The organism is Stenotrophomonas sp. P5_A8 (assembly GCF_056400545.1).
The window spans coordinates 1-17,357 of sequence record NZ_JBFULB010000053.1 but is presented as its reverse complement, the minus strand read 5'-3'; the positions used below and the strand labels follow the sequence as shown (position 1 = coordinate 17,357).

15 protein-coding genes are annotated in these 17,357 nt (G+C 68.8%); 8 read left to right on the top strand and 7 right to left on the bottom strand.

Features of this window, described 5'->3' with window-relative positions; all coding sequences use genetic code 11:
- Positions 1 to 140: 140 nt before the first annotated feature.
- Positions 141 to 335 carry a YdcH family protein gene (locus AC1DQP_RS06015; protein WP_306175477.1) on the bottom strand — a complete coding sequence of 65 codons (195 nt, stop codon included), beginning with the start codon at positions 333 to 335 and terminating at the stop codon, positions 141 to 143.
- 106 nt (positions 336 to 441) lie between these two features.
- On the opposite strand from AC1DQP_RS06015, the gene ttcA reads away from it, so the two are divergent.
- The 3 genes from ttcA to AC1DQP_RS06000 all read left to right on the top strand — a co-directional run bounded on the left by ttcA (position 442) and on the right by AC1DQP_RS06000 (position 3,195).
- Complete coding sequence (gene ttcA / locus AC1DQP_RS06010; RefSeq protein ID WP_478051255.1) at positions 442 to 1,353, top strand: tRNA 2-thiocytidine(32) synthetase TtcA; 912 nt, start codon at positions 442 to 444, stop codon at positions 1,351 to 1,353.
- Positions 1,354 to 1,398: 45 nt separating this feature from the next.
- Positions 1,399 to 2,304, top strand: a complete 906-nt coding sequence (locus AC1DQP_RS06005) for a recombination-associated protein RdgC (protein ID WP_256777288.1) — start codon at positions 1,399 to 1,401, stop codon at positions 2,302 to 2,304.
- A gap of 102 nt (positions 2,305 to 2,406) precedes the next feature.
- Positions 2,407 to 3,195, top strand: coding sequence for a M48 family metallopeptidase (locus AC1DQP_RS06000; protein ID WP_457318265.1), 789 nt, complete (start codon positions 2,407 to 2,409; stop codon positions 3,193 to 3,195).
- A 248-nt stretch (positions 3,196 to 3,443) separates the two neighbouring features.
- On the opposite strand, the gene AC1DQP_RS05995 is transcribed toward AC1DQP_RS06000, so the two are convergent.
- Positions 3,444 to 4,316 (bottom strand): methylglyoxal synthase, encoded by an 873-nt coding sequence (locus AC1DQP_RS05995; RefSeq protein ID WP_457318264.1) that lies wholly within the window; start codon positions 4,314 to 4,316, stop codon positions 3,444 to 3,446.
- A 161-nt stretch (positions 4,317 to 4,477) separates the two neighbouring features.
- Here AC1DQP_RS05995 and AC1DQP_RS05990 point away from each other — a divergent pair, with 161 nt between their 5' ends.
- Positions 4,478 to 4,768, top strand: coding sequence for an exodeoxyribonuclease V subunit beta (locus tag AC1DQP_RS05990; protein ID WP_457318263.1), 291 nt, complete (start codon positions 4,478 to 4,480; stop codon positions 4,766 to 4,768).
- Between the two features lie 381 nt (positions 4,769 to 5,149).
- Here AC1DQP_RS05990 and AC1DQP_RS05985 read toward each other — a convergent pair whose 3' ends face one another.
- The 3 genes from AC1DQP_RS05985 to AC1DQP_RS05975 form a co-directional block, all read right to left on the bottom strand.
- The gene (locus tag AC1DQP_RS05985) at positions 5,150 to 6,595 is read right to left on the bottom strand and encodes an FAD-dependent oxidoreductase (protein WP_256777293.1); all 1,446 of its coding nucleotides are present in this window, start codon (positions 6,593 to 6,595) and stop codon (positions 5,150 to 5,152) included.
- Between the two features lie 88 nt (positions 6,596 to 6,683).
- Positions 6,684 to 11,138, bottom strand: a complete 4,455-nt coding sequence (gltB, locus tag AC1DQP_RS05980) for a glutamate synthase large subunit (RefSeq protein ID WP_457318262.1) — start codon at positions 11,136 to 11,138, stop codon at positions 6,684 to 6,686.
- Between the two features lie 177 nt (positions 11,139 to 11,315).
- Complete coding sequence (locus AC1DQP_RS05975; protein ID WP_256777295.1) at positions 11,316 to 11,717, bottom strand: I78 family peptidase inhibitor; 402 nt, start codon at positions 11,715 to 11,717, stop codon at positions 11,316 to 11,318.
- Between the two features lie 135 nt (positions 11,718 to 11,852).
- On the opposite strand from AC1DQP_RS05975, the gene AC1DQP_RS05970 reads away from it, so the two are divergent.
- The gene (locus tag AC1DQP_RS05970) at positions 11,853 to 12,917 is read left to right on the top strand and encodes a DNA topoisomerase IB (RefSeq protein WP_457318261.1); all 1,065 of its coding nucleotides are present in this window, start codon (positions 11,853 to 11,855) and stop codon (positions 12,915 to 12,917) included.
- Positions 12,918 to 12,926: 9 nt separating this feature from the next.
- Here the strand turns inward: AC1DQP_RS05970 and AC1DQP_RS05965 are convergent, their stop codons facing one another.
- Positions 12,927 to 13,268, bottom strand: coding sequence for a hypothetical protein (locus AC1DQP_RS05965; protein ID WP_256777297.1), 342 nt, complete (start codon positions 13,266 to 13,268; stop codon positions 12,927 to 12,929).
- Positions 13,269 to 13,426: 158 nt separating this feature from the next.
- Between AC1DQP_RS05965 and AC1DQP_RS05960 the strand changes: the two genes are divergently transcribed.
- Positions 13,427 to 14,536, top strand: coding sequence for an SDR family oxidoreductase (locus AC1DQP_RS05960; RefSeq protein WP_457318260.1), 1,110 nt, complete (start codon positions 13,427 to 13,429; stop codon positions 14,534 to 14,536).
- Here the strand turns inward: AC1DQP_RS05960 and AC1DQP_RS05955 are convergent.
- Positions 14,493 to 15,635, bottom strand: coding sequence for a serine hydrolase domain-containing protein (locus tag AC1DQP_RS05955; RefSeq protein WP_457318259.1), 1,143 nt, complete (start codon positions 15,633 to 15,635; stop codon positions 14,493 to 14,495). The two genes, AC1DQP_RS05960 and AC1DQP_RS05955, sit on opposite strands and share 44 nt — an antisense overlap.
- A 201-nt stretch (positions 15,636 to 15,836) precedes the next feature.
- On the opposite strand from AC1DQP_RS05955, the gene AC1DQP_RS05950 reads away from it, so the two are divergent.
- Positions 15,837 to 16,223, top strand: a complete 387-nt coding sequence (locus tag AC1DQP_RS05950; protein ID WP_256777300.1) for a BlaI/MecI/CopY family transcriptional regulator — start codon at positions 15,837 to 15,839, stop codon at positions 16,221 to 16,223.
- Positions 16,224 to 16,226: 3 nt separating this feature from the next.
- Positions 16,227 to 17,357, top strand: a 1,131-nt coding sequence (locus tag AC1DQP_RS05945; protein WP_478051254.1) for a M56 family metallopeptidase, incomplete at its 3' end; no start/stop codon positions are given.

Here is a 17,357-nt window from a genome sequence, read left to right as displayed (position 1 = left end):
ACGGCAGCCGACCAACGGTCGGCTCTACCCTCCGGAACTTCGGCGGGGAACGGGAAGGACGGCAGCTGACCAACGGTCGGCTCTACCSTCCGGAACATCGGCGGGGAACGGGWCGRACGGCAGCCGACCAACGGTCGGCTCTACGCCGGTTCGTCGGGGATCAGCATGTCTTCCAGCTTGGCGATGCAGTCCTTCAACTGCAGCTTGCGTCGTTTCAGACGCTTGAATTCCAGCTCGTCCTCGCCGTTGGCGGCCATGCGCTGGATCTGGTCATCGAGCGCGCGGTGCTCCTGCCGGAGGTGGGCAAGGCGGGCGCTGATGTCGGCGAGTGTCATGGTATCCACAGTCTCGAGCATACACATCCACGGTGAGCCGTGGGGGTGAACGCAGTCACTTCCCGGTGGCCGTGACGGTCGGCGCGAGCCGGTAGAATGACCCCCCATGAGCGCCGTCTTCGCCCTGCCCGATCCCGTCCCGCGCGCCCGCGATCCGCGCGCGCTCGACGCCGTGCAGGACAAGCTGGCGCGGCGCCTGCGCCGCCAGGTCGGCCAGGCCATCGGCGATTTCGGCATGATCGCCGACGGCGACAAGGTGATGGTGTGCCTGTCCGGCGGCAAGGACAGCTACACCCTGCTGGACGTGCTGCTGCAGCTGCAGAAAAAGGCGCCGGTGCGCTTCGAGCTGGTCGCGGTCAACCTGGACCAGAAGCAGCCGGACTTCCCCGCGCACGTACTGCCGGCGTACCTCGAATCGATCGGGGTGGCCTACCAGGTCATCGAGCAGGACACCTATTCGGTGGTGAGCCGGGTGATTCCCGAAGGCCGCACGATGTGTTCGCTATGCTCGCGCCTGCGCCGCGGCGCGCTGTACCGCCATGCGGCGGAGAATGGCTTCAGCAAGATCGCGTTGGGCCACCACCGCGATGACAGCGTGGCCACGTTCTTCCTCAACCTGTTCCACCATGCCAAGCTGTCGGCGATGCCGCCCAAGCTGCGCAGCGATGACGGCCAGCACGTGGTGATCCGTCCGCTGGCCTACGTGGCCGAAGACGATATCCGCGCCTATGCGCAGGCACGCGCGTTTCCGATCATCCCGTGCAACCTGTGCGGCAGCCAGGACAACCTGCAACGCCGCCAGGTCGGGCAGATGCTGCAGCAGTGGGAACAGCAGCACCCCGGCCGCATCGATCAGATCGCGCGCGCGCTGGGCAACATCCAGCCTTCGCAGCTGGCCGATCCGAGCCTGTTCGATTTCATGGCGCTGGGACGCGACGGCATTGCCGCCGCGCCGCCCACGCCGTCGGCCTGGACCGACGCCACCCCCGACGCCGGCGGCGCACCCGGGCTGTCCTGAGCCGAGCCTCGCCCCGCCTTCCTTTCACGACCTATCCGGACTTCCATGTTCTTTCGCAACCTGACGCTGTTCCGCTTCCCGACCGCCACCGATTTCTCCGAGGTAGATACGCTGCTGCCGCAGGTGCTGCTCAAGCCGGTCGGCCCGCTCGAAATGAATTCCCGTGGCTTCATCTCGCCGTTCGGCCGCGAGGAAAAGACCGTGTTCTCGCACCGCATCGGCGATGCGCTGTGGCTGACCGTTGGCGGTGAGGACAAGATCCTGCCGGGCGCGGTGGTCAACGATCTGCTGGCGCGCAAGCTGGAGGAGATCGAAGAGAAGGAAGGACGCAAGCCCGGCGGCCGCGAGCGCAAGCGGCTCAAGGACGACCTGCTGCACGAACTGATGCCGCGCGCGTTCGTGAAGAGCTCGCGTACCGATGCGTTGATCGACCTCACCCACGGCTACGTGGCGGTGGACAGTTCCAGCCGCAAGACCGGCGAGAACGTCATGTCCGACATCCGCGGCCTGCTCGGCAGCTTCCCGGCGATGCCGCTCAACGCCGAAGTGGCGCCGCGCTCGATCCTCACCGGCTGGATCGCCGGTGAGGAACTCCCGACCGGGCTGAGCCTGGGCGAAGAGTGCGAGATGAAGGACCCGGCCGAGGGCGGGGCGGTGGTCAAGTGCCAGCACCAGGAACTGCGCTGCGACGAGATCGACAAGCACCTGGACGCCGGCAAGCAGGTGACCAAGCTGGCACTGGTGTTCGAGGACAACCTGTCCTTCGTGCTCGGTGATGACCTGATCGTGCGCAAGCTGAAGTTCCTGGATGGTGCGCTCGACCAGCTCGAACACGCCGACGATGACGGCCGCCGCGCTGAACTGGACGCCCGCTTCGCCCTGCAGAGCGGTGAAGTGCGCCGCCTGTTCCTGCTGCTGGAAGCGGCCTTCAAGCTCAGCAAGGCCGACTGACGCCCCTACCGTTCCGGGCGGCGCGCGGGAGCGCGCGCCGCCCGGGATCGGCTGAACAGCGCGCAGTCATGCGCCGGTCACCGCCGGCGCTATGCTGTACCCATGTCTGGATTCCTCCGCCGCCTCATTTCGCCGGCTGCCCCCACCGTGCAGCGCGATACGGTACGACTGCGCCTGGAGGATGCCGAGATCGATGTGCTGCGCGTGCGTGATCCGCGGGCGCGCCGGATCAAGCTCAGCGTCGACGAGCGCGGCGTCCGCCTGACCCTGCCGCCGCGCGCCAGCCTGGTGATGGGCGAGCGTTTCCTGGAACAGCACCGCGATTGGCTGTCGACCCAGCTGCGCAGTTACCAGGCGCAGAACCTGCCGCCGCCGCTGGTGATCGGCGAACCGGGGCTGCTGCCGCTGCGCGGTGAACTGTTGCCGTTGCGCTGGGAGAGCGGTCGCTACGCGCACATGGCGCTGGACGATGCCGGCGCGTGCCTGCATTGGCCCGCGCGCGGCACCGACGCCACCTTGCGCCGCGCGCTGCGCGAATTCTACGAAGCGCAGACCCGCGCCGATGTCGGCCAGTGGCTGCCGCGCTACCTGCCCGGCCTGCCGCGCGCACCGGCCCGGTTGCGGCTGAAGGTGATGTCATCGCAGTGGGGCTCGCTGGCCCCGGACGGCAGCATGGCGCTGGACCTGGCGCTGGTGCTGGGGCGGCCGTCGGCGTTCGAGTACGTGCTGGTGCACGAGCTCTGCCATCTGATCCAGGCCAATCACTCACCGGCGTTCTGGGCCGAAGTCGAGCAGCGGTTCCCGAACTGGCATGCCGAGCGGGATTACTTCCAGCTCGAAGGCCGGCGCCTGAAAGCGATGCTGCGGCAGATGCTCACTCCGGCGGGGTAGCGCCACGCCATGCGTGGCTGCCTGTCATCCGGGCGTCCTGGACGCCTGATGCAGCGCGTCGGTCAGGGTCAACGTCGGTCGATAGGCCAACGGGTCGACGATCCGGTTGCGGCGGCATGTACCGCGCTGGCGCGCGGTATCCACGCATGGCGTGGCGCTACGCGTCTTACGGGTCTTGCCCGGTGCTCAGGTGATGTTTCCGCTGGGGAGGGCCACGGCATGCGTGGATACCGTCCGCGTCGGACCCGTCAGCGATCCATCCGCGCGGTGGCGGCCTGCGCCCAGCGCTCGGCCACGCGCGGGGCGGTGATGCACACGGCCTGGTCGGTGACGGTGGTGACCGCCCGTTCGAGCAGCTGGATGTCCGCTTCATGCTGGCGTGCCACGTGCGGGTCCTCGAAGAAGATCGCGCGCTGGCAGTGGCCTTCCAGCACGCGGTCGGCGATCTGCGCATCGCCGCCCATCGGGCCGCTCTGGTAGCGCGCCACCCACGCCTGGTCCTGCGGCCAGCCGCGGCTCCAGGCCAGTTCGTTGAGGCGCTGGCCGGTGGTGCCCGTGCCGACCCGGTGGTGGAACCGGGACAACAGATCGAAATGCGCATCGGCGAAGGCCAGCATGGCCGGCTTCATCGCATCGTGGGCGATCAGCGCCAGGGTCTGGCGCTCGAACGCGTGCAGGTCGTCCGCGCCCGGATCGGCGACCAGCCCGGCGTGCACACGCTCCACTTCCACCCAGTCGCGCGCGGTGGCCACGGTGGAGATGAACGGCTTGCCGTGGATCACGCACTGGCGCTTGAGCGCGGTGGCCTCGGGGAACACCGAGGACGGGTCGACCGGGTCCATCAGGTAGATCGCCCCGTCCAGGGTGCGTTCCGGCGCGCCCATCCCGACCACTTCGGCGACCAGTTTCATCAGCCCGCCCTCGCGCCCGTTCGGGTAGCGCTGCAGCGGCGCGAAGTCGGGCAGGAAGCCCAGCCGCCGGATCGCATCGAAGGTGCGCCCGACCGCGTGCAGTTCCACCCCCAGCTCGCGCAGCCCGCCGTCGCAGGCGCGCAGCCAGCGGAACAGCGCGGCGTGCTTGTCATGGTGGTGCAGGCGGTTGGCGGCCAGGCCGATGCGCATGGGAAGTGTCCGGGACGGGAAAACCGCATTCTATGTCGCTTCCTGCCGTGTGAAAGCGCGACCACCGTCACCGGCCTTCACACGTTTTCGTATTAGTTGCATGGTTCGTGGGTGGGCCATAACCGACAGTGGGTACTGTCAGTCAATCAGGACGTCCTGCCATGACCCCCTCCAATTCCGCTCACTCCCTGTCAGCCCTGTCCTCGGCAGATGACCGCAGCGCCCGCATCCGCGCGCTCGGCCGGTTGTTGCGGCATGCCGCCGCCGGCGATGCGGACGTGCTGCTGGCCGGCCTGGCGCGCATGCTGGACGCGCATATCGGCAAGGAACATGCCGATGGTGCCAGCAACGAGCGCATCCGCGACCAGCTCGATGAAATCCAGCTGCTGCTGGCATTGGAAATCGAGCGCGCCGGCGTACGCGCGGCCGCGCCGCTGTCGAACGCGGCCTGAAAAGCAGCCGGGCATGGCCCGGCTCTACCCGCCGCCCCGGTAGTGCCGGGCCCGCCCGGCAACGCGATCAACCACAACGAAGCGGGTAGTGCCGGGCCAAGCCCGGCAACCACGACCAACCCCAACGAAGCGGGTAGTGCCGGGCCATGCCCGGCAACCACGACCAAYCSCAACGAAGCSGGTARTGCCGGGCCATRCCCGGCAACCACGAYCAACCMCAACGAARCSGGTAGTGCCGGGCCATGCCCGGCAACGCGACCAACCCCAACGAAGCGGTAGTGCCAGACCATGCCCGGCAACCACCACCAACCACAACGAAGCCGGTAATGCCGGCCCACGCCCGGCAACCGCGCGCAGCGCGGCCCCGGCACGCCCGCCGCGTTACACCGACAACAACTGCACGATGCTGCCGGCCGCATCGCGGCCTTCGGCCACCGCCGTCACCACCAGGTCGGCACCGCGCACGGCATCGCCACCGGCGAACAGGCGCGGATGCGCGGTCTGGAACGGCAGCCGGTCCTTGCCACCGGCGATGATGCGGCCGTTGTGTCCGCCTTCCACGCCCTGCGCGGTCAGCCAGGCGGGGGTACTGGGCGAGAAGCCGAACGCGATGATCACCACGTCCGCTTCCAGCAGCGATTCGCTGCCTTCGATCGGCACCGCGTTGCGACGCCCCTGCGCGTCGGGCGCGCCGAGCTGGGTTTCCACCACCATCACCCCGATCACTTCGTCATCGGCGCCGGCTTCGATCGACAGCGGCTGGCGATTGAACAGGAAGCGCACGCCTTCTTCGCGGGCATTGGCTACCTCGCGCGCCGAGCCGGGCATGTTGGCCTCATCGCGGCGATAGGCGCAGGTCACCTTGGCTGCGCCCAGCCGCACGGCGCTGCGGACGCAGTCCATGCCGGTGTCGCCACCGCCGAGCACCACCACGCGCTTGCCGTCCAGGTCGGGCAGGGCGATCTGGTCTTCCCAGCCGGCGATAGGGCGACCATGCGCGTCGCTGCCGCTGACGATGCGACTGTTCTGCACCAGGAATGGCAGCGCCGGCAGCACGCCCTTGAGATCCTGGCCGAGCAGACCGCCGTCGGTATAGCGGTAGGCACCGGTGCCCACGAACACCGCGTCGTACTCGGCCAGCAGTTCGTCCACGCTGACATCGCGGCCGATCTCCACGCCGAGGCGGAACTGCACGCCCATGCCCTCGAGCACGTTGCGGCGGCGGCTGATCACCGATTTGTCCAGCTTGAAGCTGGGGATGCCGAACTGCAGCAGCCCGCCGATCTGTTCGTAGCGGTCATACACCACCGCCTGGATCCCGGCATGCGCCAGACGATCGGCACAGGCCAGTCCGGCCGGGCCGGCGCCGATCACCGCCACGCGCTTGCCGGTGGGCTCCACGGCCGTCATGTCCGGGCGCCAGCCGGTGGCCAGCGCGGTGTCCACGATGTACTTCTCGACCGCACCGATGGTGACCGCGCCGAATTCTTCCAGCGTGCAGCTGCCTTCGCACAGGCGGTCCTGCGGGCATACCCGGCCGCAGACTTCGGGCAGGGGGTTGGTCGAGTGGCACAGCGTGGCCGCCTCGTGGATGCGGTTTTCCTGCACCAGCTGCAGCCACTGCGGGATGGCGTTGTGCACCGGGCACTTCCAGCTGCAGTAGGGGTTGCCGCAGTCCAGGCAGCGCCCGGCCTGGTACTGCGCGTCTTCCTTGCCGAACTTGCCGTACAGCTCRCCCCAGTCGCCGGAGGTGCGCAGTTCGACCGGGATGCGCTGCGGCATGGTCCGGGGCAGGTCGAGGAACTGGAAGGCTTGCTTGCGGCTCATGGGTGGGCCCTGCGTTGTTCGGTCGCCGGGCAGAGCCCGGCGCTACGATTTTTGGGTTGCCGGCCAGCGGCCGGCACTACGTGGACGGTCAGGCAGCGCGGCGCAGTGAGTCGGTCAACGATTCGATGCTGGCCGCCTTGGGTTTGACCAGCCAGAACTTGCCGACGTAGTCGCGGAATTCGTCGAGGATCTGCTGCGCCCAGATGCTGCCGGTCAGTTCGCGGTGGCGGCTGATCAGCGTGTGCAGGTGCTGGCGATGGTTCTCGAAGCCTTCGGCCGAGATGCGGTGGATGTCGATCAGCTCGTGGTTGTAGCGGTCCACGAAGTCGCGGTCGATATCCAGCACGTAGGCCAGCCCGCCGGTGAAGCCGGCGCCGAAGTTCACCCCGACCTTGCCCAGCACCAGCACGATGCCATCGGTCATGTACTCGCAGCAGTGGTCGCCGGCGCCTTCGATCACCGCCAGCGCGCCGGAGTTGCGCACGCCGAAGCGCTCGCCGGCCCGGCCCGCGGCGAACAGCTCGCCACCGGTGGCGCCGTACAGGCAGGTGTTGCCGATGATCGCGGTGTTGCGTGCCTCAAAGCGCGCGCCGCGCGGCGGTCGTACCACCAGGCGGCCGCCGGCCATGCCCTTGCCGACGTAATCGTTGGCCTCGCCTTCAACCTCCAGCTGCAGGCCGCCGACGTTGAACGCGCCGAAGCTCTGCCCGGCGGTGCCGCGGAAGCGCAGGGTCAGCGGCGCATCGCTCATGCCCTGGTTGCCGTGCGTGCGTGCGATCTCGCCGGAGAGGCGGGTGCCGATCGAGCGGTCGGTGTTGTGGATCAGGAAGCGGTGTTCGCCGCCGAGCTTGCCGGCGATGGCCGGGGCCAGCAGGCCGTCCATCTGCGTGGCCAGGCTGTCCGGCGATTCATACAGGCGCTGCGCGGCGCAGTGGCTGCCCGCGTAGTCGGCCGGGTGCAGCAGGCGCGACAGATCCACCTTGACCCCCGGGCGCGGCGACACGTCCAACTGCTGCAGCAGGTCGGTGCGGCCGATGATCTCGTCCAGCGAGCGCACGCCCAGGTAGGACAACCAGCCGCGCACTTCCTCGGCCAGCAGGCGGAAGAAGTTCTCCACGCGCTCGGGCAGGCCGGTGAAGTACTGCGCGCGCAGGCGCTCGTCCTGGGTGGCCACGCCGGTGGCGCAATTGTTGAGGTGGCAGATGCGCAGGTACTTGCAGCCCAGCACGATCATCGGCGCGGTGCCGAAGCCGAAACTGTCCGCGCCGAGCAGCGCGGCCTTGATCACATCCAGCCCGGTCTTCAGGCCGCCGTCGGTCTGCAGCAGCGTGCGCCCGCGCAGATCGTTGGCCACCAGCGCCTGGTGCGACTCGGCCACGCCCAGTTCCCACGGCACGCCGGCATAGCGGATCGAGCTGACCGGGCTGGCCCCGGTGCCGCCGTCATGGCCGGACACGGTGATCAGATCGGCGCCGGCCTTGACCACGCCCGCGGCGATGGTGCCGACACCGGCATGGCTGACCAGCTTCACCGACACCAGCGCGGTCGGATTGACCTGCTTGAGGTCGTAGATCAGCTGGGCCAGGTCTTCGATGGAGTAGATGTCGTGGTGCGGCGGCGGTGAGATCAGGCCAATGCCCGGCTTGGCGTAACGCAGCCGCGCGATCAGTTCGTTGACCTTGTGGCCGGGCAGCTGGCCGCCTTCGCCGGGCTTGGCGCCCTGGGCGACCTTGATCTGCAGCACTTCGGCGTTGACCAGGTACTCGGCGGTGACGCCGAAACGACCGGACGCCACCTGCTTGATCTTGCTGCGCTTCTCGGTGCCGTAGCGCACCGGGTCTTCGCCGCCTTCGCCGGAGTTGCTGCGCCCGCCGAGGCGGTTCATCGCGATCGCCAGCGCTTCATGCGCCTCGGGCGACAACGCACCCAGGCTGATCGCGGCGGTGTCGAAGCGGCGGAACAGGTCTTCAGCCGGGGCCACTTCTTCCAGCGGGGTCGGGACGGGCGCGGCCTTGAGCTGCAGCAGGTCGCGCAGTGCCGATACCGGGCGGCCGTGCACGGCATCGCAGTACCGCTGCCAGTCGGCGGCATCGCCGCTGCGCGCGGCGCGCTGCAGGGTCATGACCACGTCCGGGTTGTACATGTGGTATTCGCCGCCGTGCACGTACTTGAGCACGCCGCCCACGTCCGGGCGCAGCAGGTCGTTCCAGGCACGCACGGTGAGTTCGCGGGCTTCGTCGTCCAGGCGCGCAAAGCCGACGCCGGCCACGCGCGAGGCGGTGTCCGGGAAGCACAGGTCGACCACCTCGTCATCGAGGCCGACGATCTCGAACAGCTGCGCGCCGCGGTAACTGGCCACGGTGCAGATGCCCATCTTGGAGATGATCTTGGACAGGCCCTTGTAGATGCCCTTGCGGTAGCGGCGGCCGATCTGCGACTGCTCGCCGCCCTTGCTCAGCTGCAGGATGCCGCGCCGGCCCAGGTCGAACAGGGTCTGGTAGGCCAGGTACGGGTACACCGCGGTGGCACCGAAGCCGAGCAGGCAGGCCATGTGGTGCGCGTCGCGCGCGGTGCCGGTTTCCAGGATCAGGTTGATGTCGCAGCGCAGCCCGGCGTTGGACAGGTGGTGGTGCACCGCGCTGGTGGCCAGCAGTGCATGCACCATCGGCCGATCGGCGACCGGATAACGGTCGCTCAGCAGCAGCATCACGATGCCCTCGCGCGCGGCGGCCTCGGCCTCGGCGCAGATGCGCTCGATGCCGGCCTTCAGGCCTTCGTCCAGGCTGTAGGAGAGGTCGATGAGGCGATTCTTCTCGACGTACTGCTCCATCTTGATCAGCTGGCGCAGCTTGCGCTGGCTGAGCACCGGCGAATTGAGGATGACGTGGTTCACCGTCTCCGCACCGGCGTGGAAGATGTTGGTCTCCTTGCCGAGCTGGGTGGACAGCGACATGACACAGTCTTCGCGCAGCGGATCGATCGGCGGGTTGGTGACCTGCGCGAATGCCTGGCGGAAGTAGTCGTAGAGCGGGCGGCTGTGCTGGCTCAACACCGCCATCGGCGTGTCATCGCCCATCGAGCCGGTGGCCTCCTGCTCGGTCTCGGCCAGCGGGCGCAGGATCTGTTCCACTTCCTCGCTGCTGAGCTGGAACAGCTTGTGGTAGCTGCGCAGGGTGCGCTCGTCGAAGGGTTCTTCGACCAGCGACGGATCGATCAGCTCGGTCTGCAGGTAGGTCACGCCCTGCTGCAGCCATTGCTTGTACGGGGCGCGGCCACGGTTGATGCGGTCGATGGCGTCCGAGTCGAGCAGGTCGCCACGCTTGAGGTCGATGGCCATCATCTCGCCCGGGCCGAGCTTGCCCTTGCGTACCACGCGCTCGGCCGGGACTTCCCACACGCCGGCTTCGGAGGCAACCAGGAAGTGGCGGTCGGAGGTGAGCATCCAACGCGCCGGGCGCAGGCCGTTGCGGTCCAGCGTGCAGGCGGCATAGCGCCCGTCGCAGGCGACGATGCCGGCCGGGCCGTCCCACGGCTCGCTGTTAAGGCCGTAGAACTCGTAGAACGCGGCCAGGTCGGGGTCCTTGAACTCCAGCGACTGCGTGGCCGGTGGCACCAGGATGCGCAGCGCCTGGATCAGCTCCATGCCGGCGCTGACCATCAGTTCAAGCATGTTGTCCAGGCTCTGCGAGTCCGAGCCGTGCATGGAGATGACCGGGTTGAACTCGCCGATGTCAAAGCGCGGGGTCTTCCACACCTTGCTGCGCGCCTGCGCCCAGCGGCGGTTGCCCTCGATGGTGTTGATCTCGCCGTTGTGGGCGAGCATCCGGAACGGGTGGGCCAGCGGCCAGCGCGGCAGGGTGTTGGTGGAGAAGCGCTGGTGGAACACGATGGCGCTGGAGGCCAGGTCGTTGCGCTGCAGGTCCACGTAGAAGCGGCTCAGCTTGTCCGGCAGCACCATGCCCTTGTAGCTGATGGCATTCGGGCTGAGCGTGGTGACGTAGTAATCGGCATGGTCGCGCAGTTGCTGTTCGCTGCGACGCCGGGCCAGGAACAGCGCCAGGGTGAACGCGGCCTCGTCCTGCTCGGCACCGGCATCGACGAACACCTGCTCGATGCGCGGCAGGGTGTCGCGCGCCAGCTGGCCACACACGCTCGGGTCGGTCGGCACGGGGCGCCAACCGACCGGGCGACAGCCGGCATCGCGCAGCTGCTGTTCCAGGATGTCGCGGCAGGCCTGCGCGGCGGCTTCGTCATGCGGCAGGAACACCACGCCGGCGGCGAAGCGTGCGCCGAGGGTGAGGCCGGCTTCGGCAGCCAGGGCCTTGAGGAAGACGTCGGGGCGGCGCAGCAACAGGCCGCAGCCGTCACCGGTGACGCCGTCGGCGGCGACGCCACCGCGGTGGGTCATGCGCGACAGCGCGGCAATGGCGGTATCCACCAGCAGTCGGGACGGCTGGTCATCGAGCTGGGCGACCATGCCGAAACCACAGGCGTCGCGCTCATCTTGCGGGTCGTAAAGCCCTTGGCGGTTGCGGGGGGCCATCTCTGCCTCAAAGTCGGGTGAGCGGCGACACTCGTCCCCGCTCAATCCGTTGAGCGCATCTGGAGGCACCGGATGACTCGACTAGATCACAGTTGTTGCAACGCCGCAATACACGGTTGCAGGCGCAACCAAACCCCTGCAAAAGCCGCCTGGAAGTGGCTTCCAGGCGCTCCCTGTTCAGCCGCAGCGCAGCCCGCTGATCACACCCTTCTCGTCCACTTCGATGTTCAGGCGTTCGCCGACGAACTCCATCGTGGTGACGTCGTTGGGCTTGAGTACGCGCAGCTGCTTGGCGCTGGCATCCTGCTGGGCCTGGCTGCCGACATCGTCGGAATAGGCCTGGCCGACCAGGCTCTGCACCTGGGTGGCATCGCAATTGCCGACCGGCGGCGCTTCCAGCGCCTTGCCCGCTTCATCGGTCGGGGCAGCGGCGGCTTCGGCCGCTTTCTGCGCATGGGTGGCCACCGCTTCCTGCTCGTCCATGGGCGGTGCCTGGCAGGCGGCCAGTGCCAGCAGGGTGGGGACTACGGCCAGAAGGCCAAGGGAACGCCGCAGGCGGCGGAACGACAAGGACGGCATCGAGACTCCGGACATGGAACCAGGGAAACCCCGAGGATATCGCCAAGCGCGGCGTGAGGTGTTCGTGTTGCGTTATTGACGCGACCTCACACCGCCACCGGGTAACACTGCAGACCCTTTCTGCCGCGCACGCCGATGAGCCCCAGCCGTAGTGTCACCCCCGAAGCCGCCGCCGCCCGCGAGGCCGGCCTGCGCTATGTCAGCGACGAAATGCCCGGCCTGCAGCGGCGTCGCGCCGGCAAGGGCTTTAGCTACCGCGATGCCGATGGCGCGGCGGTGCGCGATGCGGCCACGCTGGCGCGGATCCGCGCGCTGGCGATCCCGCCGGCCTACACCGATGTATGGATCTGCGCGCTGCCCAACGGCCACCTGCAGGCCACCGGCCGCGACGCACGCGGGCGCAAGCAATACCGCTACCACGCGGACTGGGCGCGGGTACGCGGCGATGGCAAGTTCGACCGCATCATCGCCTTCGGCACGGCACTGCCCGGGCTGCGCCGCCGCTTGCGGCGCGACCTCAAGCTGACCGGCTTCCCGCGCGACAAGGTGCTGGCCATCGTGATTGCGCTGCTGGCGCAGACGCTGGTGCGCGTGGGCAATGAGGTATACGCCCGCGACAACCGGTCCTACGGATTGACCACGCTGCGCAATCGCCACCTGGCACTTGTCAAGGGCGGGCGTGCGCAGATGCGCTTCCGCGGCAAATCCGGACAGGCGCATGAGGTGGACGTGGATGATCGCCGCCTGGTGACGCTGATCCGCGGTTGCCAGCAGCTGCCCGGGCAGGCGCTGTTCCAGTACCGCGATGATGAGGGTGCGGTGCAGCCGGTGGATTCGAGCATGGTCAACGACTACCTGCACGACGCGATGGGCGAGGATTTCAGTGCCAAGGACTTCCGCACCTGGGGCGGGACGCTGGAAGCCATCCGCCAGTTGGCCGTCACCGAGCTGCCCGAACCCTCCAGCGAACGTGCGCTGGCGGCGTTGCAGAAGCAGGTGGTGTGCGAGGTGGCGACCCTGCTGGGCAACACGCCGTCGGTGTGCAGAAAGTCCTACATCGATCCGTGCGTGTTCGATGGCTGGCGCGCCGGCTCGCTGAAGGCGCTGGCAGGGCTGCGCGGCGAGCGGCAATGGGAGCAGGCCACGTTGAAGGTGCTCAAGGCCGCACGACGCACGGTCAAGCGCGCGCGGGCGGCCTGAGCGGGTCGATCAGCCGCAGTAGAGTGCGGTGATGTTGTTGGTGCCACCGGTTTCGATGGTCAGGCGTTCACCGCCGCTTTCGGCACCCGGCGTGGCGTTGGCCGCGCCGCTGGCGGTCGGCCCGCTCTCGGCGCGCTGGCCGCGCACCACGTTGACCTGCAGGCTGTCGCTGTCCACGCGGGCGCGCTCGACGGTGGCGGCCGAGGCGGCCAGCCCGACCGCGCCGCGCACCTTGTCTACATGGCACTGGCCGGAGATCACCCCGTCAATGGGCTGGATCTGCGCCACCGGGGTGCTGCTGCAGGCAGAGAGGGTGGCGAGGGCGGCGGCGGCGACAAGGGTGCGGTACATGGGGTGACTCCGGCAGGTTTTCCGGACTGCAGCGTGCCGCTGCGCGCGTATGCAGCGGATGAAGCCTGCACGGCACGCCTACATCGCGCTCACTTTGCGTGGTCGCGTGGGTGTCCACACTGCCTGTGCACTTGAACGCTTTCGCAAAGGAGCCTCGCATGGCCACCCGCAAGACCCGCACCCGCACCTCTCCCGTCGCCGCCGAGAAGGCCGCCAAGCCGTCGGCCGAACGCACGCCGGTGGTGAAGACGGCCACCCGCAAGGCCGCCGCCAAGGATCCGCGCGCCGCCCGCGTGGCCGCGCGCCAGCGTCGCCTGCAGGACCAGGAGAAGGCCAAGGACATGCGCGTGGCCAAGCAGGCCGCGAAGAAGGTAGCGGCGAAAAAGGCCACGAAGAAGGCCACCCAGGCCGGTCCCCGCAAACAACCGGAAACAATGCCGGCGCAGCAGGTGTCCAAGCCCGGCAACGAGCACGAACTGCAGCTGGCGCCGCGCTTCCTGGCCCCCGACTACCGGGGCAGCGGCAAGCTGAAAGGCAAGCGCGCGATCATCACCGGCGCCGACTCGGGCATCGGCCGCGCCGTAGCGGTGCTGTTCGCCCGCGAAGGCGCCGACGTGGCCGTGCTGCACCTGGACGAAGCGGCCGATGCCAAGGTCACCCGCCAGCACGTGGAAGCCGAGGGCGCGCGCTGCGTGGTGATCGCTGGCGACGTGCGCGATCCAAAATTCTGCAACAAGGCAGTCAAGCAGGTCGCCAAGGCATTCGGCGGGATCGACATCCTGGTCAACAACGCGGCATTCCAGCTGCACTGCGAACGCCTGGAAGACCTGGAAGATGCACACCTGCAGGAGACCCTGCAGACCAACATCGGCGGTTACATCCAGATGGCGCGTGCGGTGCTGCCGCACCTGCAGGAAGGCGACTGCATCATCAATACCGGTTCGGAAACCGGGCTGTTCGGCAGCAAGGCGCTGATCGACTATTCGGCCACCAAGGGCGCCATCCATGCCTTCACCAAGGCGCTGGCCAGCCAGCTGCTGCCGCGTGGCATCCGGGTCAACGCGGTGGCGCCGGGACCGGTGTGGACGCCGCTCAACCCGGCCGACAAGAAGCCTGCCGACGTCGCCGAGTTCGGCAAGGACAGCGACATGGGCCGCCCGGCACAGCCGGAGGAGTTGTCCCCGGCGTACGTATTCCTGGCCTCGCCGATCACCGCCAGCTACATCAGCGGGGTGATCCTGCCGGTGATGGGCGGTCCGCGCGGTTGAGCATGGCCGGGTCGGTGTAGAAGGCGGCGATCGGGGCGATGAAGTCCTGCGGGTTGGCCCCGACCAGGTTGGTCAGCACGATCACCGCCAGCCGGCGTTCGGGATACACGATGAAGGCCGCGCGTGCGCCGCCCATGCCGCCGACCTGCAGATCCGGTGCCGTGCCCATGACCGGCCAGCCAGCCGACCAGGCGCCGGGGGTCCCGTTGCTCAGGACCTCCGGCGCCCACATGCGGCGCACGCCGTCCTTGTCGAGCAGCTGGCCCTTGGACAGCGCGATCATCCAACGACCCACTTCGTCGGCGGTGGTGAGCATGCCGGCGCCGGCCCACAGCCCCGGTGAAAGATCGTAGAACCAGTGTGACAGCCGCGCCGGCGCATCCGGTGCGTCGGTCCTGCGCGGGAACCAGCTGTAGATGGTGGCGGCAGTGGCGACCAGATCGTAGCTGTCGCCGAAGGTGGTGCGCGGCATGCCCACCACGTTGAACTGGTGTTTTGCCATGTACTGCTCGTACGGCATGCCGGACTGTTTGGCGATGATCCGCGCCAGCAGCACGTAGTTGGTCTGGTTGTACCGGTGGCGCTCGCCGGGCGCGGCCTCCACCGGCAGGGCGGTGACCTGCTTCCAGGCCTCCTGTTCGGTACCGCCGCCGAGCAGCCCCTGCGCATCGAGAATGTCCGGCAGGCCGGAGGTGTGGGCGAGCAGCTGGCGTACCCGCACCTTGCCCCACGCCGGCGGCAGATCATCGAGGTAGTGCGACACGGGGGCCTGCAGGTCCACGCGACCGGCCTGGGCGAGCTGGGCCATCGCCACCCCGGTGAAGGACTTGGTGGCCGAGTTCAGCGGGAAGCGCGTATCGCGCGTGGTAGCGACGGCATTCTCGACGTTGGCCATGCCGTAGGCCTCCGACAGCACCAGGTGGTTGTCCTTGACGACGGCGATCTGCAGCCCGGGAATGCGCTTGGCCTGCATTGTTTCCTGCACGAACTGGCGGGTCTGCGCGTTGGCCTGGTCCCAGGCGGTGGACGGAGCGGCGAAGCACGCCAGGGGCATGACGAGTGCGGCCAGGACGGTGGCGCGGAGGGTGCGGGAACGCATGCAGCTTTCCTTGGGCGGGTGCACCGAACGCCGGGCGCCGGTGGAGCAGGGACGGTCCGGGCTCGCAGGCTTGGATGCGGCGGCGGGCCAAAAGGTTTAATGGACGCGTCGGCTGCCGTTCGTCGGCGCACGCCCTCCGGCACTTGACGACAGTTGTAGTCACTGGCACGGTAGCGACACGTGTAGTCATCGGAGAGCGCCATGCGCGGCAAGACCATCGGGGACCAGGAGCTGGCCCTGTTGCAGTACGTAGCAGAACAGGGCGGCGCCACCGTGGGTGAGGTGGCGGCCGGGTTTGGCGAAGCGCGTGGCCTGGCCCGTTCGACCGTGCTGACCATGATGGAGCGCCTGCGCGGCAAGGCCTACCTGCAGCGCAAGCAGGTGCAGGGCGTGTACCGCTACGCCGCCACCAGTGGCCAGGACCGCGTGGTGCAGGGCGCGGTGGCCAGCTTCGTGGAGAAGACCCTGCAGGGATCGGTGTCGCCGTTCGTGGCCTTCATGTCGCACAAGGCCGACGTCAGCGACCAGGAGCTGGCCGAGCTGGAAGCCTTGGTGGCGCAGTTGCAATCACGCAAGCGGGAGGGCTGAGCCATGGACATCATGATGATGGAATTGCTGGCACGGCTGGGCTGGACCAGCGTGCAGAGCGCGGTGCTGGTGGGGCTGGTGTGGGGCGTGTGCCGGCTGCTGCCCGGCCTGCCGGCCGCAACACGCGTGCGCTTGTGGTGGCTGGTGGCCGCGCAGGCGGTGCTGGGCCTGGTCTGGAGCAGTCCGCTGGAACTGGCGGTGTTGCCGGCGCCGGCAACGCAGACCACGCACATGGTGGCGCTGCCGGCCATGGACGCCGCGCTCGGCGCGGCGCCTGCCGCACTGGAGACGGTTGCGATGGCCGCACCGGCTTCAGCGCTGTGGTCGTGGCCGGCGCTGCTGCTGGCGGTGTGGGCGGCCGGTGTGCTGGTGCTGCTGCTGCACAGCCTGCGCGGGTACCGCCACAGCCGCGTGCTGGTGCGCGACGCCGCCGAATGCACCGATGCCACCTTGCAGCAAGCGCTGCACCTGGCGGCCGAAGCGCATGGCCTGCGCCGCGCGCCGACGCTGAAGATTTCCGCGCAGATCCGGTCGCCGCAACTGATCGGGCCGTGGCGCCCGGTGCTGCTGCTGCCCGCCCGCGAACTGCCGACGATGGGTGCCGATGACCTGGACATGGCGCTGACCCACGAGCTGATCCACCTGCAGCGTCGCGACCTGTGGTGGGGCCTGCTGCCGGCGCTGGCGCAGCACGTGTTCTTCTTCCATCCGCTGGTGCACCTGGCCGCCCGCGAATACGCGTTGGCCCGCGAGGAAGCCTGCGATGGTGCGGTGGTGGCCGGGCACGGACACTGCCGCCACGACTACGGCCGGCTGCTGGTGCAGTTGGGGGTGGCGCCGCGTCCGGCGGTGGGCGTGGCCAGTGCCTCGCCGAACTTCCGCAGCCTCAAGCGGCGCCTGCTCAGCCTGCAGCAGACCCGCCGTTTTCCGCGCGTGGCTGCGCTGGCGATCACGGCGGTGTTCGTGCTGGTCGGCGTGGCACCGCTGCGCCTGGTCGCGGCGGTAGCCCCGCCGCCGCCGCCCGCTCCCGTTGCGCCTAGCCTGCCGACGCCAGCGGAGCCGTTGCCGGCGCCGGAACCGATGGAGGCGCCGACCCCTGCGTCGGCCCCCAGGCCGATGCCCGCGCCGCAGGCC